The following is a 25,704-nucleotide window of genomic DNA, read 5'->3' on the forward strand; positions in this document are numbered from 1 at the left end:
CGGCTTGCTCCTGTTGGGGATGGGGTCGTCTGAAATATGGATGATTACAGGTTTGGGATTTCAGACGACCTATGTGTGGTTTATGCGTGTGCTGCCAAAGATGGCGGGATTGGGATAAATTCATCCTGTGAATCCCGACAAGCTTGGGCGGCTGCGATTTGGTCTGCCCGTTCGTGTCGGGCGATGAATCTGAGCTGGCATGCCGCGATTTCCAGTTCCTCCGGAAAAGATGTGCGGTAGCTGCAATCAATGCGGCGTTGTTCTACATCGACGAGAATGGTGTCCAATATCATGTCTTTGCACAATGACGAGTTGGTTGCCGTATGGGCGTGGACGAACACGGTTTCTACCGCCAAATCAACGGTAAAGCGTTGGTTGGGTGCTTGGAAGGAATGCACCATGCCGGTAAAAGTCAGTTCGTAAATATGGTTGGGTTTCAGATGGGGAAGCTGCAGCGAGGGATGGGCGCCGTTCCAATAAGCCATAGAAAAATCTTCAGGCAGTAGCGGGGCACGGTTGGCTATCCATTGCGCATCGGCAGTGCCGGTATGTTTGGCTCGCAGTGCAAAATAACGGGGCATAAAGCCGAAGCCTTCGGGCGCGGCCTTATCGGACGGATCTCGCACGGGGTGTGCGGGGTCGTAGATTTGATGCGCTTTCAGCGTCCGCTTAAACCCGTTTTTTTTGAGTTCGGCCTTTGGATAGTAGCCGATACCGATGGCGTTCTGCTGATAGCCTGTGTGGTCATCTTCGACTGCGCTGCCGCCAAAGGCAAACTCATAGCGGATAGGCAGGGAAAGGATAGGGTCGGGTTCGCTCAAAGACCATCCTGCCGCCTCCCGCACCCAGTAACGTTCCCCGGTAAGCGCCAGGCTTTTTTGGTAATCGCCGATACTTACAGATACGGTAAATTGCCGAGAGGGAACGTCGTCGGGCGCATAGGCGGTGGCATTGATGACCAAGTCGGTTTTGGGCTTGTAGAGGCTGAAGTCGCTTTCAAACTGAGTTGAGGTTTGCGAGGGATCGCCGTAATAGGTATCGGCAAACGTGAGCGGCGTTTGCTTACGGGCAAACGCAAGCTCCGTTTTTCCTGTTTCCGGGTCAATTTCAAACTCGTAGCTGACTTTGGCGACGACTACATCATAAGCCCGATCTGTTTGGTCGATGTTTTTAAACTGCTGCGTATGAAAGCAGGTAAAGTTCTGCAACTCAAACATGGCGTATCTTCTCTAGTTGATATCGACTTTTTTGCCGTCGATGTCCACTACTTTGGTGCCGACGATCTTGATCGTTTTGCTGACGATGCTGATTTTGTTTTTATCAATCAAAATCATGGAACTACCGACTTGTATGGTAATTTTCTTGCCTGCGGACAGGGTGATGTTTCGACCTGCGTTGAGGCCGATGTTCATACCGGCGTTGAGCCCCATCACCAAGCCGACGCTATGCATTTCTGCACCGACGACATTGGTCATCCAGCCTGCCCCGACGTTCAGCATATAGCCGGCACCGATGTTGGTCATCTGTCCGATGCCGACATTGTTCATACCGTTCAGGCTGACGGTTTCCTGTTTGTTGCCGCCGATACTGCTGACTTCGTTGGCAACAACGGTCTTGTTGCGGTTTGCACCGACGGTCAGCGCTTGGTTTTTGCCGACAGCAACGTTCTGATCTTGTCCGACAGTCAACGCTTGGCTCTGACCTATGCCTACTTTTTCGTTCAAGCCAACAGAACGGCTGCGATTTTTACCCACATTGACGCTTTGGTCTTTACCTACGCTGGTACTTTGGTTGTCACCCACACTAATGCTTTGGTTTTGGGTAATGCTGGAGGTCTCGTTTTGACCCACCGATTTTGTGCGGTTTTGGGTAATCGAAGCCGTTTCGTTTTTTTGGACGGTTTTCGCCCGATCGCCTACTACCGTAACCGTTTCGTTGTTACCGATCGTGGTGGTGCGGTCGTTGTTGACGTTGCGGGTTTCGTTGTTTTTAACCAGGGAGGTCAGGTCTTTTTGCGCTTGGAAATTGACCATCTCGGAACCGGCAGTATCGTTGAACATCAATTCGTTGAAGTTGGACAATGGCGAATTGAAACTCTTGCTTTTGATACCGGATTGCTTGGCCGCGGCAGGAAAGCCCCATGGCGGCGACATTGCGCTGTTGTACAGACGACCCAATACAATCGGTCGGTCGGCATCGCCGTTGATGAAGTCAACCAGCACTTCTTCACCGATACGCGGTGTGTTGATAGAGCCGTATCCCGCTCCGGCAGAACCTTGCGTTACCCGAACCCAGTTGGAGCTATTTTCATCCATTTTGCCGTAGCGGTCCCAATGGAATTGGACTTTAATATCGCCATACTCGTTGGTATAAACCTCTTCTCCGGCAGGACCTGTTACCGTAGCCGCCTGTGTACCCAATACTTTGGGTTTCGGCGTTTTAAGGGGAGGGCGGTATGGGTAGGATTTGGGCAATACGCGAAACGAAATTCTGAATTTGCCGATACGGTCGCCGGTAGTATAGCCGGCTTCTTCAAAATCATAGTCTGCTTTCAGAATGGTGTATTCGGTATTGGATGAGGAATGCGGGTGTTTGCTCAGGGTAAACCTATAACCCGGAGCTACCGTCAAGGCAGTACCCGAACCGGTAATGATCTTGGTTTGGCTTTTCAGATCTTCACTGCGCACCTGACTGTAATTTTGTGCTTCGGATACATCGCTAAAGCCGGTATAAAAATCATAATGTTCCATAGGAACAGAACTGAAATCGTGAACCGAATCAGAAGATTTCATTGGGACTTTGGCGTTTTTATAGTTGTATTCTTGAGTCACGAACTGACTGGATTTCAAGGCATCCCGTTCTTCCCATACATCGATATAGGCGATGTTGGGTGCGCCGGGCGCAGTATTTTTGGAATGGTAAGGAATGTTGGGAGAAGGGATGGCTTCTAGAGTACCGACATCATCAGCGATAACCAGCTCATGCGAACCGTTGCTGTGGGTAAAATAATAGTAGATGCCTTCCTGTTCAAACAGGCGGTTTAGGAAATTAAAACTGTTTTCCTGATATTGGACACAAAATCCTCTGGTACGATAGCCTTTTTGGCATTTTACCTGGAAGGGGAAGCCGAACGGCGACAAGACTTCATTGGCAATATCCAGAACGGACTTGTCGACAAATACCCTGCTGTCCGTATTTTGGGTGAGATACCACATAAACGGACGGGCTGTACAGGTGTAGGCGTGATAGTCTTCTTCGTCTTCATCTTCGCCAATGTAACCGAAGTCGGTAACCAAACCGTTCAGATAGCGCGGGCTGCCTGCTTCTGTGTCAATTTCCAATGTTATAGGCTGACCGATAATATCCTTGCCTTGTAAATTGGAATCTTTGGAAACCAAAGTAATATTAAATTCAAAAAGGTTGGAAACAAATTCTGTTCCAAGCATTTTTTTGAATAAAAGTTGTGATCCCAAAGGTGTATAAGCAACGACTGTTCTATTCATTTCGGGAAATTCCTTGTTGACATTAAAAACCAATTTCGCTTGAGTGTCGGTTTTTCTATTTTCAATCATGCATAGGGTTGCGGCAGCAGCATGTTGGAATGAGCGGTTTCAGACGACCTGCTTACATTCTCATTATGACCATCAAACGCACTGAAAATTCCTTAATTTGTTTAAATTAAAGGGATTGAAGGCTGTGGAAGTAGTAAATTCAAGTACAACGTTTTTGCCTTGGATGTTGTATTCGACAACGGTAGTGTTTCCTGTCTGGCGAATGATTTTCCCTTTTTCAATCAGGCGGAATATTGACCACGGTCCGGTTGAACTGATACCCGCACTATTGATTTGAGGGGAGGAAATATCTATTTTTGCCAAGGCGTTTTCTTCTTTTGAAGGCCAAGTAAAGGTTGCAGGATTGACTGGACCGTGACTGTATACATAGCTTTTCCCTGCATAAGAAACATTCACGCTTTCCAAGCTGGAGTCAAGAATCAAGACTTTGACTGTAAAGTCAAAAGTGGGTGTTTCCGAGCCTTTGTCAAAATATCCTTGCCGGATTGCCGCTATGTCGTTCAGCCTGGAGAAACGGTCTTTAAATGCGCTGTTTTTAGCAGTCAAGGTTTCCAGTTTTTCTGAACGTGCCAATACGGCGGCTTCACCTGATAAATTGGTAAACTTGCTGTACATACCGTTTGGACCAAATATGTTGGTGAAGCTTTCTAAGGCAACATTGTTTTCAGAACCTCTGTCAAAAGGGTAACCCTGTTCGTGTATTTCTTGGCAACTGTTTGTTACGGTTGCCAACTGTTTTTCCAAGGTGGACATGAGCTTTTCATCAACAATTTTGTCGGTGTTTTTCAAAATAATCTCAGAAAAGCTGTCCAACATCGGACGGAAGGGCATAGGAAGACGGTTTACTTCAGCTTTGTATTTCACAAACGGATCATCAGGAGGCAAATCTACCCCTTTTTCGACTGCGACATTAACGGCAACCAGATAAACGTACAAATCATTAATGGCTTCAGTAACACTGTTAATTGCCGGAGGTTGATCATTTGTGGTTTCAGTTAAACTATGGAAATCCGCAAAAGCATCATCAACGGGAGTGGCCAGTTTTAAAGCAGACAATTCATTTTTTACATTTGCCTCTCCTTCAGCATCTAGGAGCTTTGACAGTCCTGCTCTATTTAACCAGTCGGCAATTTTACTGTCTGCTTTATCCGTTATCTTTTTATCAATGGTAAGCGTCGTATTGTCGCTGATACCTTTGATAATATTGACTAAAGGAGAATTTTTCTCTGATAAAAGCTTGGCAATCTGAATACTTTCTCGAGATGACTTGGGCGTAACCAATGACAAATCAGACAAATAGTTATTCCATGCCTTGATGTAATTGCCGAAATAAAGCTTTTGAGCATCTGAAAGAACAGAAGCTTTGCTTTGGCTTTGTGATGCATAACTACCCAATACCCAGTTGTCTTCATTAAAAAACTGTTCTGCCGACTTGACCATAGTAGGCAAGACTTTGGTAATGTAAGCCTCTTTGGTATAAATGAAGTTAATCGGTTCTTTTAAAGCTCCGCCGGTTTTGCGACGAAACAATAAGTGGCTTTGTACGCCGCCCATGCTTGAAAAAGAAACAGGTGTGATTCCTTCTTTGCCTGAGAGAGCAACTGTGTTGATGGTATCTTCCAGTACCATAGTGGCAATATCTCTTTGTGCAATTTCTTGCCTGCGGCGTTCTACCAATTCTTCATCATAGGGTACGCTGGGAGTAATGCTTTGTTTGGAAAGTATTTGGTTTAAAGCTTTCTCAAGAGATTTTTTCTGTTGCTCACTCATGCCTGAAGATTCTGCTTTAGACAAATTAGTCATCAGCCAGTTTTGCATAAAAGCGGCATCAAAATGCTCTTTGTCGTACATCATTAGATAAGCTTTTAAAGCATTGTAACCATTGATGCCGTCTGAGCCGCTGGTTGTACGCAGAAGTTCATCTAATTTGAAACTGATTAACGGCATCACATTGTCTTGAAGGATTCTTCGGTAGGCAGATTCACCAACGTCTTCCATTTGCCCGCCTTGATAAAGGCCCATACGATAGCTGAGGGGAGGGGAAGACAGATCGGGAATCTCTCTACTGCTGGTTGTATCTTTGACATGTTCTGCAAATGTTACTGCTTTAAGCAGGTCGGGAGCTTCAGTGTATTTCTTCGCCTCTTGACCCAGTTTGGTTGCTTTATCGCCAACCTGCTCAAGATATGAGCGATTATTCGAATAACTGTTCAGCATCATGGCTAAGCAGGCAGCGACTATGGTGACAATAGCTCCAATGCCTAACCAATAGAGCATTTGTTTTTTGACAAACCAAGATTTATTTTCTCCCGCCAGGTTTGCTTCACTAAGGATGACGTCAGAGAACAGTCTGTGCAGGAAAAAGCTTCGCTCGTTATTTTGAGTTTTGGTTCGATCCGAATCCAAGTATTTTTTCGATAATTGGAAATCGTTTTGCAAGCCATCCAAGATGGGATTGAAATGTTGTCCCGTTTGGGTACCGCTTGAGAAATAAACACCTCTCCACGAGATAGGTTGCTCAAATTTTGAAGATTTAGATAATTCTTTAAATAGAGAAAGTACCGCCTGATTAAGACGTTCAAATTCTTCAGGGAAAGCAAAAGCCGCTGCTTTATCTTCAGAAGATTCCAATTGATGGATGGTGCCCAACATAGAAGAGCGCAGTTTATCAACAACTTCCGATAAAGCATTGGAAGCAGTGGCAATTGGAGTTTCCATTCCTTCGGTATCAGAAAGAGAAATACCCAAATATTGGTTTCTTTGTTCTTCCGTCAGATGATCGAAGAATTTGTCAAAACCATGCAGCAAATCCAGTTTGGTTATCATAAGATAAACAGGGAAATGTATACCTAATTTGGTATGCATTTCGTGGATTCTTTTGCGAAGTTCTGCAGAAATTTCGGTAATATTGGTTTTACCGCCTAAAAGGTCGTCCACTCCTACGGTAACTACTACACCGTTGATAGGTTGTTTAGGACGGTAGCGCTTCAGCAGGGATACAAATTCCTCCCAGTCGCTGGAGTCTTTATTGCTGTGGTTGTCATGTAAAGACAATCTGCCTGCAGTATCGAGAAGTACGATTTCATCGGATAAAAACCAATCACAATCGCGTGTCCCTGCCAAGCCGCTTACAGATGTTCCTAAAGTGCTTTCTAGAGGGAAGTTGAGACCAGAGCGTTTTAATGCTGTTGTTTTACCAGAACCGGCAGCACCTAAAACGACGTACCACGGCATTTGATAAAGATATTGCCCCTCTTCCAATCTTGCCAATAAACTATTTTTAGATCTGGAAAATTTTGCGTTTTTCAGTACTTTATCCATTTCGGCAAACTGACGGCTCATTGAGCTGACATCGCTTGCATTTTTTAAAATGGGTTCTTGTGCTGCACGAATTTCCTTCAGTAAGGCAGCGTTTCGACGTGATTCACGATATTGGCGAAATATGGCTTTGGCCAACCAAATGCCGATAATGGCTGCACACACGGCAAGGCGAATGGTCTTGTTTGCTAAAGGACGGATTTCACCTATGGAAATCAGTGGACCGATAAACCATACCAATATAATCAGACCGGTGATACCCAGCATTACCCATAGGGAACGGGAGCCTAGAAAATAAAGAATTTTTTTCATATTTGTTTTTCCGTATCAATCCAATTTCAGATTATTGATGTGTACTTACATCACTGCTTGGCTGAGTAGTGGAAGTATTGGTTTTTACTTCTACTGCACTACCCAGTTTGGGGCCGGTTCCAGTTGTGAATAGGGTAATTTCAACCCTTCGGTTTTTGGCTCTATTTTCCAAAGTATCATTTGGAGCAACAGGATCGGTCGAACCACGTCCCTCTGAACGAATACGAGCTCCGCCATTTTTGATGTAATTCAATAAAATTTCTTTTACTGCATCTGCACGAGCTTGAGAGAGATGCCAGTTAGATGGGAAGTTCAAGCTCTGAATGGGCTGATTGTCAGTATATCCGGTCACTACGATTTGCCCTTCTACACTATCCAAAGCTTGGCTGACTCTTGCCAAAACAGGGTAATATTGGTCTTGAATTTGTGCAGAACCAGACTCAAAGAGACCGTCACCCAAAATAGTGACTGTACTTCTATCTTGAAAGTCTTCTACAGAGACTAGCTTTCTAGCAATTTCATTTTCCAATAAAGGACGTAGTCGGACAGTACTTTGTGTTTCTTGCTGTTTAGCCGTAACAGAAGGGAGTTTGAGATTGTTAACTTTTGTACTGGCAACATCAAAGTCATCACCTAAAGACCATTGCATTGCAAAATAGCCCACCCCCAAGACGACTGCCCCTAAAACACCTACAACCCATAAAGGAATAGAAAGCCTTTGTTTTCGTTGGATAGTATTTGTGATTATTGGATTGTGTTTGAAAAGATCGGCAGTTTGATCCGGTCGTTTACTATGAATTAAGGCGAGCAAATCTCTTTTGATTTTGTCGATTTCGAGTTCGCCGCTATTTAACACTTGATATTTGCCTTTGTAGCCAAACTGCAAACACAAGTACATAAACTCTAATAAATCAATATTCTTATCCGGATCCTGTTTCAAATTTTGAATAATCTCAAAAAAACGTTCCCCGCCCCATGTTTCGTCATAAAAAGATACCAACAGACTGTTTTTTGACCAGGTTTCATCTGCCCAGCCTGCACGAACAGCCAATTCATCTACGAATGTACATAGACAGTATTTTGCAGCTTGGATAGCGTCGTATCTTGCTCCATTTTTTTCAGCATTTTCTTCAAAATTATTGATTAAGAGAGAAAATTTGTTGATCAAACTGTCCGTAGACAATTGACTGGTAGTCTGCTGCATCGCATTGACTAAGATAAAAACCGGTTTGGCCGCCTCAATCAATGGGTTATAAATATTTGTGGTGCTGTGAGCAGCATTATTCTGGTTATCCATAATGAAATTCCAAATTGAACCAAATTAACTTAAAGACTTGATTGCCCAAAATTCAACATCTAAATTCGGAAAATTACCGGCTAAATGGAAGGCCATGCCTGATGAAGTATCAAACATGTCCCACAGCTCGTGCTTTTTGTCCAATTCAAAATAGACATAACCGCTGTGGTATGGCAATTCTCGGGGTGCTACAGACAAAGCATGAACCCTGATTCCAGGTAGGTGGTAAGCAACCAATTCTTTTACTTTCTCCACAGTACCTATTTTTACTACGCTCGGAATTTTTTGGCGCAATGCTTCGTTCGGCATATCGGCTTTGATAGCAAGGACAAATGAGGCTTTATCCAATAGGCTTTGATCTGGTGTTTGAGCAACGCGAGTGGCTTCATCACGCATATCCAGCGGAATCCTAATCGCGCGTTGTTCAAGAACGATGGATAATGATTTACGCAGATTGAAAAATAATTTGCCAAAGCATGAGGCTAGGTCATTATGTTCATAGACAGGGATATCGCCTACTTTGCGAGAAGGCAGGAAGGTCATTAAATCAGCACATAGTTTGGATAAATTAATGAATAATTGTTCAGGGTGCGTTTGTCGTGCCCCTTCATTTTCATGATGCAAATATGCCAAATAACGATTAATGGTTTGAAGCATCATGAAATCCATAACTTCAACAGAGCCGCCGGTATTAGGATCGTTCACTGCATTGGCCAGACTATTGCTTTTTTGCATCAATAAACCATAAATTTCTGAAATATAAGCTTTCAGGTGTGGTTGTTTTTGGCTTCCGAGGCAAGGCGGGATATATGATTCATCTAAAATAATTTCAAAGTCTGCAGAGCTGGATCGGATAAGCGCAATGGGCAGGGCAGTTTGTCCACTGGTTAAGTCATTTTCTAAAACCAACATCGGATTAAGATCTGCCAGTATTACTTGGCGACCATCTAATTCAGTATTTGTAGTGTCTGCTAGAGTTTTATTAAAGGCTTTGTAGCGACATGAGTCTGAAGAATCCTGATCTGGGAAATAAATTTCATTATTTACAGAAGAAGGCAGGGTAACGGCAAGGCAGATTTTGGTGTCTTTAATATTTGCAGGGACTTTTAAACTCAAATTTTCAAGCTGTTTTTGAGAGAATAAAAATACAGAACCATCAGGAAAAACACCTTCTGCTTCATTAATACCGATTACCCCCCGTTTGAGGCCGTCTGAATTTAATACCAGCGAAGAGAATCCCCAAAAATGACCCTCTTGAGAAACGGCTAATTGGCGTAGACCGGATTCAAGGTAACGTTCAAATTGTTGGAAATGTTGAGGGGTAATAAAGATACCCTCCGACCAAACTACTTTTGCTTCTATTGCCATGCCTTTTATCCTTAATCTTTTAGTTATTATTTTTCTTCACGGAAAACGCCTTTACTAAGGTCATTGCCGTATTTACGAGTTTTTCCATTTTCTTTAATTTTTTTATCGTCAGGGTGTCGTTCTTTATATTCTTTCAACAAGTCCTTCATTTCTGACTTTGATAACTGGGTTAATTTATTTTTGCCGACATTTACATAGAAATAATGTTTGCCAAACTGATACCATTTTTTCTTCTGCTTCAATAATACCAATTGCCATTGACTGTTATCCAAATCTCGATAACTTGCGACTACACCCAGATATTTCAGGTGGGAATCCAATTTAATCGGCAATATGGTAACTGTATCAGGATGCAGCATGAATTGGTTTTGCTGGATTAACTTCTCACCTAAATTTTCTTTGGCGTTGTTGGTAAGTTCAAAATAGTTTGATTTTTTGAACTCCCCGTCAGAAGACAACTGATATAAATCCAATCTGATGGGAGAAGGTTGGCCAACTATATTAGGATTCGCATCAGGGGAAACTATGATTTGTACATCAATTTTTTCTCCGCTCTCATCAGATTCTTTAGGCGGTTTATGGTCGGAAGCACATGAGCTTACCATTAAAGATATCATTAAGAATGATATATATTTTATTAGTTGTGTATGCATCTTAATTGCCTTCAAGTTCATCAGTATTGATTACGTCTGACAACAAATACTTCAATCAGTCATGCAATATATGACTACTGGAGAAATAAATAGGTTCGTTATAATTAATTAGAAAGACTAAATTTTTTTAATATTTTCTAAAATTATAAAGTATTTTTCTTGCGAGGTTTATATTTATATTGATAAGTAAAGTCATGGTTACTTGCATCAATATTTACACTTAAAACTTGTTTGCCTTGAGTTGCACAAGTAAGCAGTTCACGACTGATTTGCGGTAAAACTGTATTGGTCAGAATCGCATCAATCATGCGGCCACCTGACTCAACTTCTGTGCAGCGCGAAGTAATCAGCTTGAGCACTTCTGGCGTGTAGTGAAGGTCGATACCGTGGTTATCTTTAATTCGGTCTACGATACGACCTAATTGCAATTCCACAATTTTTGAGAGCATATCGTCAGATAACGGATAGTAGGGAATCACCTGCATGCGGCCTAGTAGTGCGGCAGGGAAAGTTTTCAGCATGGGAGCACGTAAGGCTTTAGTTAATCCTTCCGGGGTAGGCAGCATTTCAGGGTCATCACACATATCCATAATCAAATCCGTACCTACATTAGTAGTTAGGATAATGATGGTATTTTTGAAATCGATATAACGGCCTTCACCATCTTCCATCCAGCCTTTGTCGAATACTTGGAAAAAGATTTCATGCACGTCTGGATGTGCTTTCTCCACTTCATCAAGCAAGATGACGCTATAAGGTTTGCGTCGAACGGCTTCGGTCAGTACACCGCCTTCACCATAACCGACATAGCCCGGAGGCGCGCCTTTTAGGGTGGATACGGTATGAGCTTCCTGATATTCGCTCATATTGATGGTAATTACGTTTTGTTCACCGCCGTACAATGTATCGGCTAGAGCCAATGCTGTTTCGGTTTTACCCACGCCTGAAGGGCCTGCCAACATGAAAACACCGATAGGTTTGTTGGGGTTATCCAGATTCGCGCGTGATGTTTGGATACGACGGGCGATTGCATCCAAGCCGTGACGTTGGCCAATGATGCGTTTGTTTAAAGTATCGGCAAGTTGCAAGACCGCTTCAACTTCGTCTTTCATCATTTTACCGACGGGAATACCTGTCCAGTCAGCTACAACGTCAGCAACGGTACGGCTATCCACTAAAGGCATAACCAGCGGTTGGATACCTTGCAGTTTTTTCAGTTTGTTAACCAACTCTTTTTGGCGGGTATGCAGCTGCTTGGTTTCTTTCTCAGCCGTTCCTTCTTCCGCTTGCATGATTTGTTCACGTACTTCTAACAGCTCAGTAACCAAGTCTGCTTCAGATTTCCATCTGTCTTCTAATTTTTTCAGACGACCTTCGACTTCAGTTAATTCTTTGCCAATATTGGTTATCCGTGTTTCAGAATCGAAACTGAGTTTTTTCTCACGTTCCAAATTTGCTTGTTCAAGTTTTAATGCCTCGGATTTCTTCCGCAAAAATTCAATACTGCTGGGAACAGCATGCTGGCTGACAGCAACACGTGCGCAAGCGGTATCAATCAAACCGACAGCTTTATCAGGAAGTTGGCGTGCAGGTATGTAGCGGTGGGAAAGTTTTACGGCTGCCTGAATTGCTTCATCAAGAATAATCACGTTATGGTGTTTTTCCAAAGAAGCGTTTAATGCTCTAAGCATGTTGATGGCTTTGTTTTCATCGGGCTCATCCACTTGCACCACTTGGAAACGGCGGGTCAGGGCAGGGTCTTTCTCAAAGTATTTTTTGTACTCTGCCCATGTTGTCGCGCCAATGGTACGGAGTTTGCCTCGGGCGAGCGCAGGTTTGAGCAGGTTGGCTGCATCGCCCGTACCGGCTGCCCCACCTGCACCAATCAAGGTATGGATTTCGTCGATAAAGAGCACAATGGGGGTCGGGCTGGATTCCACTTCGTCCATAACCGCTCTGAGTCGTGATTCAAATTCTCCACTGACGCTAGCACCGGCTTTAAGCAAACCGATATCCAGCAAAATTAATTGAACGTCTTTCAATCCGGGCGGAACATCTCCGGCTGCCAAACGCAATGCCAATGCTTCGACGACGGCTGTCTTACCGACACCGGCCTCACCTGTGAGAATCGGATTGTTTTGACGGCGGCGCATCAGGATGTCAATCATTTGTCTGATTTCGGCATCGCGACCGGTAAGAGGATCTATTTCGCCATTTTTGGCTTTTTCAGTGAGATTGCTGCCGTATTTGGCCAAGGCACTTTCTTTGTGGGTAGCGTTAGGCTCAGAAGATAAGGCATTTTGGGTAACTTCAAGATTTTCTTCAGAGTTTGCAGTAATAGCGATGATATTGTTCGCCAATGTTTCAGGTTTGATTTTTAGGAACTCGGATGAAATATTGGCCAAAATGCTCTGCAACGTCTTATTTTCAAGCATGGTGTAGAAAATATGAGCAGTACGGATTTTGTCGGTACCGAATTTGAGCGAGCTGTATGTCCAAGTTTGTTCGACAAGGGTTTGGATATGTTCGGAAAAATCGATAACGGCAGTAGAACCGGCAGGAAGTTTTTCAACCGCTGTCAATACATCTTTACGGACTCTGGATTCGTCTAAATTAAAACTGTTGATCAGGCAGAAGATATCGGTTTTTTCGGTTTGCAGCAGAGAATGAAGCCAGTGAACCAACTCAACGTAGCTGTTTTCACGAAGACGGCAGAAGGTGTAGGCATTTTCCAGAGTTTTATACAAGGTGGTATTCAACTTGCCAAATAATACGCTGCGGCTGATGTTTGACATGATGTGTCCTTAATTAAGTTATTCCAAGTATGTCTAAAAATAGTTTGAAAGAAGCTTTTCTCAACAAAGGGGTCGTCTGAAAAAGCTGTTTAATGGTTGCTGACGATCAAGTCTTCGGCATCACGGGAAACATTCCCCAGCCAAGTTGTTAAGCCGAGTTGTGTTTGTCCGCCTAAGTCCATGAGCGGTACTTCTTTTTGCATTAAAACAGGCTGTATATCCCATTCATATTCATCTGCGGCAAACAACCTTACCCACTCCCGTAGGCGGGCGGTATTGATACCGTCTTTGAAGAATGATCGGTAAGCGGGTAGGGTAAGCGGACCGATAATAATGCGGAATTTGCTTTGAACATCGTAAAGCTTGTCGCCCAGCAGCAGGCCATCTCCCAGCGTATAGTTACCCATGATGCCGATTTGTGTTTTTTCTTCCGCAACCTCAACCCAATACCCAACATTGGTTTGAATGGTAACGGGGACTTTGAAATAACGGTTGAGTAATTGCTGAAGATTGGCTGCCGAACGGCTTTGCTTCATCAGCAGGCCGGCAAAATAACGCTTGGCAAATTCGTGGATTAAGCCTTTGTTATGTATGGCCGGTGTATCCAGCCCATTAAAGCTGGCGATATATTTCCCGAAACGGTCTTCAGCATTTTTATCTAAAGAAATAATGCTCTGAGCGTTGGCCCATGCCCGATAGAACAAGACAGCCAGACGGTGTTGCAACATATTGGCAAAACCGGTCCATGTCCGGTCGCCGTGTTGGTGTTGACGCTCATAGGCATATTCGGTCAAATGCAGGGGCAGGGGGCCGGATGGGCCAAACAAACCGAACCCATTAATGGAAATTTCCACATAACGCGGCGATAAGGCAACCGATTGGATGTTGCGGGGAGCAAAAATAAGCGATGGCTCTTGGCGAATCCTTATTTTTTCCATTTTCGGGCTGACGGCTTTGCCCAATAATTTCCCGCCGGTAACAAATTTGACGGACTCAAGCTGGCGCAAGAGTGAAAAATAATCGTATTTATAGGACTGGGAGGCAACTTTGTTTAAAAAGCCCGTCAGTTTTTCATCCCATGTATCGTCCAATGCGTCGCCAAAATCTGTTTGAGCGTTAACCGGACTCATACGATTACCCTCTCTCCAACAGCAGTCGGCCAAGTAGCCATATGTCCTTGTTGGAGCGTGTCAATTTGAAGCTGTATGAATGAGTTAATCGACACCAAACGTTGGAAGTAATGGTTCAGAACCGAGCCGAACAGGAAGGGATGGATACCGCCCAATTGCGCTTCATCCAGTGTAACCGTGATTTTGATGCCTCGAACAGGCGCTGCAACTCCGTAATGACGGACCACCTTGTTCACGGTGGAGGTCTCAACACGTGTAATCGACTCAATCTGTTTTTTCAGCAAATCATTTTCGGAAGAAACAAACACCATTAAAAGCTCTTTTAAGGTGACGGGTGCATCTTCCTGATCGATGTTTAATAATGACAGATAGTTTAAGCTTAATTGGTTTAAAAACGACCAAAGCGTTCGATCCTCACTCACAGCCGCTTGAGGACGTGTTAACTTAGAAATCAGCTTAATAGAGTTAACCGGCAGGAAACCTTCAATCAGGAAATCGGACTCTCCGTCACGCGGCATCATCAGCGGTAAATCCCTACTGGTACACCAGGCATCTACGGAAAGATGCTGTATGCCGGAATTGAAAGCGTAATCCCGATTGTCGGCCAGAGACAAAAATACTTCACTGCCCAAGTAGGAAGAACGGAAGCCGTTTTTGACAGAATTTTCCGATGGGACTCTGTCTGCACGCCGTGCTGAAAAATAAGCATGCTGAGTTTGGGCTTCGGGGAAGAGCCCCATATCCGGCGCTTTGTACATCGGTGAAAATGCAACGGTTTGACGGTTGTTGGTGTCAAAACCTTTTACTTGTTCGATGGCGTAGATTTCATAATTTAAAGGTTGTGTACGGTCGATGATAACGTGGTGTTCCTGGTCTTGGATGTTTACAGGGAAGCGGGAGCTTTTTTTTCTGAAAAGGTTTACCACAGGCACCGCATTGACGGAAAAATCCTCTACACCAATCAATTCTGTCAATTCAGGTATTTTGTTGCTGAATAAAAATGAAAGACTGAAATAACGTTTGCGATAGGTAATGATTTTTTTATTGACACCCTTATCGTTTACGATTTCTTCCAAATGTTCGGGTACTTTGGGCAAATGTCCGTCATTCTCAGCCTGACGGACAGCTTGTTTGATATCTTTTTGAGCGACAAACAGGAATTTTTCCGGTAGTCGCGCGTATTCTTGCATAATTCGGAATGCGCTGACGGATTTGTCCAAATTAAACGATAAGGCTTCATCTTCCCGAAATCCCCGATGTTCCGGTTTGGAGGACAACGGGTAATACCATTGTTTGGGGTTCTCATAACTGTGGCAAACGATGCCCACGCATTCGGAGGCCAGTAAAAACAGCAGTGCAGATGACTTAGAAAGTTCCGTACCTAAAAACACAGACAATTCATCCGGCAACATTTCCGAACATGAGCCAGGTACGCTGAGTGAGAAGTCCAAACGCAAGGCAGATTGCACTTTTTTCCCGGCAGATGCCTTGAGCGCGGGAAGCGTACTTGGTAAATAGCCGAGCGAATCGGTATATTTGGCTTTTTCTATGCGTAAAGGTAGGATTTCAGTGGTTTTGGTTACGGAAAACGGGCAACTTACTTTGAATTCGTCGATGGGTAATGAGCGCAATACTCTGCCACGTTCCAGTAGATTGATCACGTCGGCGTTGTATTGACCGGTAGGTTCCAAATTGACAATCGCTGCTGCCGGTTTCTGATTGATGAAGTCGGGGTAAACGACTTCCAAGATTCTTTGTACGAAACGGGGATATTCCGCATCCAGCTTGAGTTGGGTGCGGGCAGTGAGAAAGCTTACACCTTCCAATAACCTTTCGACATAAGGGTCGGGGATGTCGGTTGTATCCAGTGCTAATCGGGAGGCGATTTTGGGATATTGCTGTGCAAATTCCCTGCCCATTTCCTTCAGGAAGGTCAGTTCTTTATTGTAGTAAGACAATAACTTGTTGTTCAAGACCTATTTCCCCCATCTAACAAGTCAAACAACCCGGTCTCGACATCCATACTGGTTCGTAGCAGGAACTCTTTGGGATAAGGATTGAGTTTCAGGTAACCTTTGACTTCAATAATAAGTTTGTTGTGTAAAGCATCGTCATCATCGTCTACGGTATTCACGATAACTTGCAGGGTTTTGCTTTCAAGGCGTGGTTCGAAATCGATGATGGCTTGTTTGATGTTTTGTTCTACATCCTGCCATTCTATATCGGAGAAATTCACTCCCGACAGGGGCGGAATGCCGTAATTGAGTGTGGACGAGCGCACGTTAACAGGCAGATCTTTCTCCATGGTCTCCGCTTGCATGTTGCAGGTATTCAGCAGGTAAAGAATATCGCGCAGCACTGCCTGCCGATATTGGTCAAGATTGATGACCTGATCGGGGCGTGCCTCTTTTTTTTTGCGCGGCTCTTCATCTGTCAGTCTGTCAAACAAAGAAGGCAGCAGTTGGTTTCTGAATTGCGACATGATTGATTGCGATAGTCGGAGGATGGATAAGGTTTAACGCTGTTGTCCGAATTTAATATTGCGAATATCCAAGAGACCAAAATCATGGCTGTCGGTATACAGGGTTTTTTGACCCATGCCTGTAAAGAGCTGTTCGGCTACTTCTATCCAGTCTGTTTGTGAGCAGTTCATCAACATATCCGACCATTTGGTTTCTGCATCCGGTAAAACAGCATAGCGGGCAGGACTGGTACATTGGATACATTCGCCGTCGGTAAATTTGATTTCAGACGACCTCCAGATGATGTCGAGCAATGAGCTGGGTGCTTTGAAAGCTATACTTTCAATAGAGTCCCAAGTTTGCCAATAGTAGTGGCCTTGATAGAAGAATTCATAAACAAAAGCAGTACGTACGTCGCCATCCATAATCCAGTTGCTGTCGGTTTCGGCAACCGATTTATCTGCCAGAAGATAAGTGATGTGTGCCGGTGTACCGTCGATACAGTCGGATAAGGCTTCGTAGTCGGCAGTGAGGGCAGAGCTTTTTTTCTCTGCAACATGAGCAACTAAAGAGAGTTGTTTTTGAAGAATATCGAGTTTGCTTGCGTGCTGTTCCAGAGTTTTGGGTTTTTGCTGTGTTTCCAAGACTGCTTGACGACGCATTTCGGCAGAAATGTTTTCAATAAGGTAGAGCATCAGAGGCTTTTGAGTATCGGGAAACAGTTTTTGGTATTGCCCGATTTGCTTTAAAGCCTGTTCCCATTTGGCACTCAGACAGAGGTATTGAATCAATGCCAAACGGTGTTCCTGATTGTCAGGATTTGAACGTACAAGCCCAATCATGTCCGTTAATTTAGTCTTCAAATCCATCCCAGCAACTCCTTATTTATTTGTATAAAGTGTGTAATAGTCGAAACCCGATTAACTTTTCAGGAAGACAGAGGTCGTCTGAAAAGTAAATTTATTGTAATAAAGCCTGACTTAAAACGCCTTTTAAGCCAGGCTTCTGCAGTTAAATGCGCATAGTGGTTATGCGGATTTGTTTTCTTTGATGTTGAAGGCCATTTGAACTTCAGCGCCTTTAGAACCTTTATCGGTTTGTTCCCAATATTGGTTTTTCACTTTGGCAGCTTGGAATGAATAACGCATTTTCAGCGCATCGTTGTCTTGTACACCGATGAATTTCACCCCGGTTACCAAGACATCTTCCAAAGTAGTGCGCGAATATTCGATCTGTTCGCCACCGGCTTTGCATACAGAAATTTCTACTTTGCTCAAGTGTTGGCCGGTAGCACAGTTTTTCAGAATGGTCGGAGCGGCTTTGTCAATAGCGGCAACTACGGTCAAGTCATTGAAATTGACTTTACCGGCACCACCGCCACCACCGCTGGTCATCGAACCGGGTTGCTCGGCACCCCAGTCAAAACTTTCGATGTTGGTCCAGTCTTTGTGGTTAGAATCTTTTGATTCGCCGTTAACACCTTCAACTTTCATGAACATATCAATAGCCATGTTTTTACTCTCCTTGTTAAAAGGTTAAAAAAATTAAGGGATTTAACAACAGGGCATGAGCATGCCCACCTAAATAAACCAAACCCGACTATTCCTGTTTAGCCGAAGGCAGTTTGGAAACCAAGCGCAATGAAACGGTAAGGCCTTCGAGTTGGTAGTGCGGACGCAGGAAGAATTTGGAAGTGTAATATCCGGGATTGTCTTCAACTTCTTCCACAACCACTTCAGCAGCGGCCAACGGTTTACGGGCTTTTGTTTCTTGAGTGGAGTTAATCGGGTCTCCATCTACATAATTCATAATCCATTCGTTTAACCAGCGTTCCATGTCTTCACGCTCGCGGAACGAACCGACTTTGTCGCGTACGATACATTTCAGATAGTGCGCGAAACGACAGCACGCAAACAGGTAAGGCAGACGCGCAGACAAACGGGCGTTAGCGGTAGCATCAGGATCATAATATTCAGACGGTTTATGTAGCGATTGAGCACCAATAAACGCGGCCAAGTCGGTATTTTTACGGTGAATCAACGGCATGAATCCCAATGCTGCCAATTCGGCCTCGCGGCGGTCGCTGATGGCGATTTCGGTTGGGCATTTCATATCCACGCCTCCGTCATCCGTCGGGAATGTGTGGCAGGGAAGGTTTTCAACGATACCGCCGGATTCCACGCCGCGGATTGAGGTACACCAACCATAATATTTGAATGAACGGTTAATATTTACCGCCATTGCATAAGCCGCATTGGCCCATGTGTATTTGTTGTGATCCGCGCCTTCAGTTTCTTCTTCGAAGTCAAACTCATCGACAGGGTTCGTTGTGGCACCGTAAGGCAGACGGGATAAGAAACGTGGCAGGGCCAAACCGATATAACGCGAATCTTCGGAATCACGCAGACTGCGCCATGGGGCATATTCGGCATTTTGGAAAATTTTGCTCAAATCACGAGGATTGGCCAACTCTTGCCAAGATTCCATCTGCATCAGTTTGGGGGATGCGCCGGCGATGAACGGACAGTGTGCGGCGGCGGCAATTTTTTCAAGACTATTGAGCATTTCCACATCGGGTGCAGAGTGATCAAAATAGTAGTCGCCAATCAAACAGCCGAAAGGCTCGCCACCAAACTGGCCGTATTCTTCTTCATAAATGCGTTTGAATAGGGGGCTTTGGTCCCAAGCGGTGCCTTTGAAGCGTTTTAAATTGCGGGCAACTTCTTTTTTGGAGATGGGCAATACTTTGATTTTCAACAAAGTATCGGTTTCGGTATTGGTAACCAAATGATGCAGGCCGCGCCATTCGCCTTCCAGCTTTTGGAAATCTTCATGATGCAGAATCAAATTGATCTGTTCGGAAAGTTTTCTGTCGATCTCTGCAATAATCGCTTCGATGGTTTGATAAGTGTCGTCTGAAATAGTAATGGCGTTTTGCAAAGCTTGCTGTGCCAGTGTCGCTACGGCATTATTGACAGCACTTTTGGCTTCTTCAGTTTTGGGTTTGAATTCTTTTTGCAGCAGCTGTTCAAATTCATTTGCGGCAAACACACTTTTCGCGCCGCTGTCCCCTTGGATGTCTAATTGCTTTTCAGTCATGATTCACGCTCACTTTATTGATTTCATCTGAAATTACTGCTCGTCTTTGGTTGTTGCTTTAGGTGCGGCTGCAAGGCTTTTCAGCAGCTCGCTGTCTCCCAAGACTTTTCCGATTAATTCTTCAGCACCGCTCTTACCATCCATATATGAAAGCAGGTTGGCAAGCTCTGTACGCGCTTGTAGGAGTTCGTTTAAAGGACCTACTTTTTTGGCTATTGCTGCCGGAGAGAAATCATCCATGCTTTCCAATTCAAGCTCTACATTCAAGTTGCCTTCCCCGGTAAGCGTATTTTTGACATTAAATGCGACACGCGGTTTGAGGGCTTTCATGCGTTCATCGAAATTATCTACATCAATTTCCAAAAATTTACGTTCGGCCAATTCAGGTAGCGGCTCTACGGGTTTCCCGACCAAATCTGCCATCACCCCCATAACGAATGGAAGCTCAATTTTTTTCTCAGAACCGTAAAGTTCTACATCGTACTCAATCTGTACGCGAGGCGCCCGGTTGCGGGCAATAAATTTTTGTCCGGATGATTTGTTTCGTGACATATTCAATGACCTTTAAATGATAAAAGTTGTTTATTTAAACGAACTTTAAATATTGCGGATAGACTAGCTTATTCGTTGGAAGTTCCCGTTTCTTCGTCCTGCTTCCCGATCAAAACTTCCAGATTGGCAATGCTTTCAGGACTGATATCTTTCATGATGTCGTAGAAGTTCATATTCATTTGCCGCTGTACCCTGCGGATAAATAACGGGGCAGGGTGGCTGGGTTCCAGCGTTTCAAAGTAGATGCAGATTTTTTCCAAAGCCAAATCGACATCAGCCCGATTTTTGATATTCAGACGACGCCATGCATCCGCTTCTTGAAGGGTCGATTGCTCTTGAGCAATGGTCGAAACGGGCGTTTCAGCGGGTTGTTCTGTTTGTTCAGCCTGTTGCAGCTGCGGGGTACTTCCATCGTTGTAATTGATGGCTTTGTGGATCAGGGTGAGCGGTTTTTGAATCACTTCAAAATTGAGTGAGTGTTCGTCTTGCAGCTGGGTCGAGAAAGTGTTTTGAATATCTTTCAGATGGTCTAATGCCTGGATTAAGGCAATCAATTCCGGTTTGCCGGTATCGGCACTTACCCTGATATCGAGCATCAAACGTTCTTTGCCGCCCGGATAGCTTTGCGGGTCATTGCCTTGCAAGACGGAAACTGCTTCTTTAACGGTAATAGGCTGTTGGGTCAGTCCGTTTACTAATAATTTGGCTGAAAATACTTCTTTGGCGATGCCGTCATGCGTAGTGAATGCACTTAGCGCATTGATTCGATAAAACGGGTCGGGTTCGCCGTCTTCATCTTCGAGCTTGGGATATAGGGATCTCCAATACAAATCTACATTGGTTTTGATGGCTTCACAACCGGCGCAAAAGCCAACCAGGCCATGTTTTGCAGTGAGCGCCTGTGTGTAATAGGACAAAACATGAAGGTCTTTCGATTCAGCCAGCAATTGATTGCACAGCTTCTCTACTGTTGCCCAATCAGGCTCTTCAGCAGGGATGATGGTGTCGCCATATTGCCTTTCCGGTTTCCCTTCGGCAGCGCTTTGAAGCTCTAAAAAGCGGCTGTCGTATTCAATATTTACCCCTTCGGGGGTGTCAGCGGAAATAGGTTCTGCCCATAAGGGAAATGTATTCATCTATTTATAATCCAAATATTTTATTGAACAGAGAGCAGGTGGGCTCTCCGTCTCTTTCTATATGGTAACCGCTTTCGCAGTCCAGCCAAAAGCTGCCAATGTTATCTGATTTAGATAAGAAATTAAGGAAAGGCTCGGGTAACGGATGGTCAGACTTATAAAGTGTACCTAAACAATTTGTTATAATACATTTACCATTTATTAATGTTTGGTTAAAAAAATCTATGTTTTGAGAGAAAAAATTAATAGACTTTAACTGTTCTAGAAGAGAATAAGGTTTTTGGAACAGTACAAAAGGATATTGTCGACCTGTTTGGTCTGAGCTGAGTGCCGTTAGCCCAATATAGGTAATGCTATCAGGCAGTTTAATGCAAAACAGCCAAATCCGCGATACAGAAAGCGCTTTTCGGGTAAACGGAATGAGTTTGTCTTGGTTGTTGCAACGATCAAACCATCCGTCCCAAAAGTTTTTATCATTAGTTTGGAGATTTTCAGAAACAATAAAATCACGAGACTGATTTAGTTTTCCGAAAAAGTAGATTTCGCTTTGCTGCATAAATAACAATCACATAATGTAAAATTAACAAATGATAAAGTTACTTAAGGTATCGATTATGCTTTGGCTATGAGTTATGTCTGCCATAGCCACTGTATATATACTTTACCATAATTTTGGTTTATGTATTAATATATTTTTTTCCTTATTAAAAGAATAACTAAAGTAATATTTGTATGATAAAGAAGTATTTGTGGAACATTTTTTATTATTTTAGTGTCTTACTTTACAATTTATTTGCAGTTTGTTGTTTGTTATAATCTTCGCGTTGTGTCATGCTATTTTCAAAATATAGTGGATTAACTTTAAACCAGTACAGCGTTGCCTCGCCGTAGCTCAAAGAGAACGATTCTCTAAGGTGCTGAAGCACCAAGTGAATCGGTTTCGTACTATCTGTACTGTCTGCGGCTTCGTCGCCTTGTCCTGATTTAAATTTAATCCACTATATATTCAAAAGCAATTTTGATTCAAACTTGTAAATCTGTAAGCAACTTAGGTTTTCCATTTCAATATCAATAAAATCTCGACGGAGGGAGTAAACCCATGGCCTCTTTCGGTAATACTTTCGGTATTCTCATCCCCAAACCTGAAGCACCAGCCATGGTGTCTCAAGGCTCTGCCAATCCACCTGAGCCGCTGACCAATGCAGCCGGACCAGTGGATGTGATAGAGATGGTTGCCGATGTTGCTTCCACTGCCCTTTCCATAGTTGCGCCTGATTCTGCTGCAGCCGATGCAGTTGATGCCATATCCGAACTGGTTTCCCTTGCGTCCATGATACCCGGTCAGCCGGGCCCCAAGCCGCCTTCCCGTAAAATGGTCAGTGGTTTTAGCGGCGGCATGGGCATGGGCTTCGATGGCGGGGTAGTTACCTCGGGTCATGGCCACTGTATTCCTTGTAAGGTAGCTGCTGCTATCGGTAACCCCGTAAACGCAGTGCTCGGTATCAAAGTCCTATTTGACGATACCGAGACCGACTTTGCCTTCGATTCCCCGCTTCCCCTTGTTTGGCAGCGCAGCTACTATTCCGACCAAATAGGCAACGGCTGGCTGGGACAAGGTTGGTCGCTGCCGTTCTCCATGCGTCTTGTCCGGACTGCCGACGGTTTCCTTTATATTGATGAGCAGGGCAGGGAAATTTCGTTGCCGGATATCAGCGACGAAGCGGAAGAGCCTTATTCCGCAGCCGACGAAGATGAAGACGATCTATATGAGGAAGAGGCCGCACCAAGACCTGCTTCCGCTGAGGAAGACCCCTACGGTCTGGATGACGCCTATTTTGATCCTTACGAACAAATCTTCTTTTCACAGATTTCAGACGACCTCTACCAAATAGCCTCCCCCGACGGCGGTGCACGGCTGCTGTTTGCCGAAGTCGATTCCGGCTGCGGCATTTTCCAACTGGTCGCCCAACTCGACCGCAACGGCCGCCATATCCGCCTCTGCTACGACGACAACGGGCTGCCGCACAGCATTTACGACGGCAGCGGCCGACACTTCCAACCCGTATTCTCCTCTATCCGTCTGAATGACAACGATCCCGACTTCGACCCTGCCGGAGAACGGGACGTCTTCGTTTCCGAAGACGAGCGTTTCTACGTCAACCGCCTCACCTCCGTCACCTTCAACGGCAAGGAACTGGTGCGTTACGACTATGACGGCTATGGCGATTTGACCGCCGTTTACGGACGCGACGGCAAAAAACTGCGCGGTTTCGCCTACCGCAACCACATCATGGTCGAACACAGCCAGCCCGACGGACTGGTGTCCCGCTACGAATACGACCGTTACGACACCGACGGCAAAGTGCTCAAAAGCAGCAACAACCTCGGCGAAGAATGGACGTTCGACTACCGCAAAGACCATACCGTCGTTACCGACGCATTGGGACGGACGGAAGTGTACGGTTTCGACGAAAACCGCGAACTCGTCTACCGCATTGATGCCGACGGACAACGCAGCGACAGCGAACGTGACAGCTACGGCCGCATTACCGTAGAACGCGACCCCCTCGGACGCGAAACCCGCTATCTCTACGATACCGAAGGCAACGTCATCGCCATTACCGCGCCGGACGGCAGCAGCACCCAAATCGACTACCACGAAACCCTCAACCTGCCGGTTGCCGTCAACGATCCCGCAGGCAGGATTACCGCCTATACCTATGACGGACGCGGCAACCTCGTCAGCATTACCGACCCCGCCGGTTACACCACCAGCTACGGTTACAACGCCCGATGGCTGCCCGAAACCATTACCGACGCCTTAGGCAAAACCCGACACCTACACTACGACACCCTCGACCAACTCGTCAGCTTCACCGACTGTACCGGCGAAACCACCCGCTTCGGTTACACCGAATACGGCGATCTCGAAACCGTTACCGATGCGTTGGGCCATACCACCCGACACCACTACGACGCAGCAGGTAACCCCGTCCGTACCGACTATCCCGACGGCAGTCACGAAACCTTCGAATACGACCGCCTCAACCGGCTGACCGCCCACATCGACGGACTCGGCGCCAAAACCGCCTACGAACTCGCAGTGGACGGACTGCCGCTCAAACGCACCAACGCCCTGGGCCATACCTTCGCCTACGCCTACGATAAAGCCCGCCGTCTGACCGTCCTCACCAACGAAAACGGCGAAACCTACCGTCTCGATTACGATCCGACCGACAACCTGATCCAAGAAACCGGCTGGGACGGCAAAATCACCGCCTACGGCTACGATGCCGCCGGACAACTGATTCAACAGACCGAATACGGTCAAAGCACCGATCAAGGTCGTCTGAAAGACCGTCCCGAGACTTGGCACATCCACCGGTTCAAACGCAACATCCTCGGCCAACTGATCGAAAAACAAAGCCGCAAAGTCTCCGGCCGCAACGGACAAAGCAAAGACGAAGGCATCAACCGCACCCGTTTCGAATACGACCCCGTTACCGGCAACCTGACCAAAGCCCGCAACCAACACAGCAGCGTCGAACTCGCCTACGACGAACTCGACCGACTCATCGGCGAAACCACCGTCCACAACGGCCAAAGCGCCACCGTAGGCTACCAGTACGACCCGCTGGGCAACCGCATCCGCACCATCCTGCCCGACGGCCGCCATATCGATTACCTTTACTACGGCAGCGGACACCTGCACCAAATCAGCCTCGACGGCGAAGTCATCACCGACATCGAACGCGACAAACTGCACCGCGAAATCCAAAGGACCCAGGGCAGCATCAGCAGCCTGTACGACTACGACCCCATGGGTCGTCTGAAAAGCCAGCGTACCGTCTGGAGTGGCACACCAACACCCCGCGGCAAACAAAACCCGCTGGCCGGCGGCGCCGTCAACCGCCGCTACGCCTACGACAAAGCCGGCAACCTGATCCAAAGCGCCGACCAAAGAAGCGGTGTCCTTAATTACGTTTACGACAAAATCGGACGCATTCAAG

Annotated in this window: 17 protein-coding genes; 1 reads left to right on the forward strand and 16 read right to left on the reverse strand. The window is 45.4% G+C overall.

The window, feature by feature from the left end:
- Window positions 1–80 precede the first annotated feature (80 nt).
- From HMPREF1051_RS02795 to tagF, 16 genes are all read right to left on the reverse strand, one after another.
- A complete protein-coding gene (locus HMPREF1051_RS02795) occupies window positions 81–1,217 on the reverse strand; it encodes a DUF2169 family type VI secretion system accessory protein (protein ID WP_003764192.1) in 1,137 nt (378 codons plus the stop codon).
- A gap of 12 nt (window positions 1,218–1,229) precedes the next feature.
- Window positions 1,230–3,572: a type VI secretion system Vgr family protein gene (locus HMPREF1051_RS02800; RefSeq protein ID WP_003764185.1), complete on the reverse strand. Its 2,343-nt coding sequence runs from the start codon at window positions 3,570–3,572 to the stop codon at window positions 1,230–1,232.
- Between the two features lie 72 nt (window positions 3,573–3,644).
- Window positions 3,645–7,202 carry a type VI secretion system membrane subunit TssM gene (gene tssM, locus HMPREF1051_RS02805; RefSeq protein WP_003764139.1) on the reverse strand — a complete coding sequence of 1,186 codons (3,558 nt, stop codon included), beginning with the start codon at window positions 7,200–7,202 and terminating at the stop codon, window positions 3,645–3,647.
- Between the two features lie 31 nt (window positions 7,203–7,233).
- A complete protein-coding gene (gene tssL / locus HMPREF1051_RS02810; protein WP_003764120.1) occupies window positions 7,234–8,499 on the reverse strand; it encodes a type VI secretion system protein TssL, long form in 1,266 nt (421 codons plus the stop codon).
- Window positions 8,500–8,523: 24 nt separating this feature from the next.
- Window positions 8,524–9,867: a type VI secretion system baseplate subunit TssK gene (tssK, locus tag HMPREF1051_RS02815; protein ID WP_003764162.1), complete on the reverse strand. Its 1,344-nt coding sequence runs from the start codon at window positions 9,865–9,867 to the stop codon at window positions 8,524–8,526.
- A gap of 26 nt (window positions 9,868–9,893) precedes the next feature.
- Window positions 9,894–10,520: a type VI secretion system lipoprotein TssJ gene (tssJ, locus tag HMPREF1051_RS02820; RefSeq protein WP_036491479.1), complete on the reverse strand. Its 627-nt coding sequence runs from the start codon at window positions 10,518–10,520 to the stop codon at window positions 9,894–9,896.
- Between the two features lie 143 nt (window positions 10,521–10,663).
- On the reverse strand, window positions 10,664–13,315 hold the full coding sequence (gene tssH, locus HMPREF1051_RS02825) for a type VI secretion system ATPase TssH (protein ID WP_003764150.1): 2,652 nt from the start codon (window positions 13,313–13,315) through the stop codon (window positions 10,664–10,666).
- Window positions 13,316–13,404: 89 nt separating this feature from the next.
- Window positions 13,405–14,445 (reverse strand): type VI secretion system baseplate subunit TssG, encoded by a 1,041-nt coding sequence (tssG, locus tag HMPREF1051_RS02830; RefSeq protein WP_003764176.1) that lies wholly within the window; start codon window positions 14,443–14,445, stop codon window positions 13,405–13,407.
- Window positions 14,442–16,418 (reverse strand): type VI secretion system baseplate subunit TssF, encoded by a 1,977-nt coding sequence (locus HMPREF1051_RS02835; protein WP_003764142.1) that lies wholly within the window; start codon window positions 16,416–16,418, stop codon window positions 14,442–14,444. Before HMPREF1051_RS02835 ends, tssG begins: the two co-directional genes overlap by 4 nt.
- Window positions 16,415–16,927: a type VI secretion system baseplate subunit TssE gene (gene tssE, locus HMPREF1051_RS02840; RefSeq protein ID WP_003761733.1), complete on the reverse strand. Its 513-nt coding sequence runs from the start codon at window positions 16,925–16,927 to the stop codon at window positions 16,415–16,417. Before tssE ends, HMPREF1051_RS02835 begins: the two co-directional genes overlap by 4 nt.
- 33 nt (window positions 16,928–16,960) lie before the next feature.
- Entirely contained in the window at window positions 16,961–17,776 is an 816-nt protein-coding gene (locus HMPREF1051_RS02845) for a type VI secretion system accessory protein TagJ (RefSeq protein WP_003764196.1), read from the reverse strand.
- A 159-nt stretch (window positions 17,777–17,935) separates the two neighbouring features.
- Entirely contained in the window at window positions 17,936–18,418 is a 483-nt protein-coding gene (locus tag HMPREF1051_RS02850) for an Hcp family type VI secretion system effector (RefSeq protein WP_003761730.1), read from the reverse strand.
- A gap of 88 nt (window positions 18,419–18,506) precedes the next feature.
- Complete coding sequence (gene tssC, locus HMPREF1051_RS02855; RefSeq protein WP_003761727.1) at window positions 18,507–20,006, reverse strand: type VI secretion system contractile sheath large subunit; 1,500 nt, start codon at window positions 20,004–20,006, stop codon at window positions 18,507–18,509.
- 33 nt (window positions 20,007–20,039) lie between these two features.
- Complete coding sequence (gene tssB, locus HMPREF1051_RS02860) at window positions 20,040–20,558, reverse strand: type VI secretion system contractile sheath small subunit (protein WP_003761725.1); 519 nt, start codon at window positions 20,556–20,558, stop codon at window positions 20,040–20,042.
- Window positions 20,559–20,626: 68 nt separating this feature from the next.
- Window positions 20,627–21,694, reverse strand: coding sequence for a type VI secretion system protein TssA (tssA, locus tag HMPREF1051_RS02865; protein WP_003764169.1), 1,068 nt, complete (start codon window positions 21,692–21,694; stop codon window positions 20,627–20,629).
- Between the two features lie 4 nt (window positions 21,695–21,698).
- The gene (tagF, locus tag HMPREF1051_RS12935; protein ID WP_003764194.1) at window positions 21,699–22,250 is read right to left on the reverse strand and encodes a type VI secretion system-associated protein TagF; all 552 of its coding nucleotides are present in this window, start codon (window positions 22,248–22,250) and stop codon (window positions 21,699–21,701) included.
- 543 nt (window positions 22,251–22,793) lie between these two features.
- Here tagF and HMPREF1051_RS02870 point away from each other — a divergent pair.
- Window positions 22,794–25,704: DUF6531 domain-containing protein (locus tag HMPREF1051_RS02870; RefSeq protein WP_003764182.1), on the forward strand; the 2,911-nt coding region annotated here is incomplete at its 3' end.

Origin of the sequence: Neisseria sicca VK64 (assembly GCF_000260655.1) — a bacterium.
In the GTDB taxonomy this organism is placed as follows: Bacteria; Pseudomonadota; Gammaproteobacteria; order Burkholderiales; family Neisseriaceae; genus Neisseria; species Neisseria sicca_B.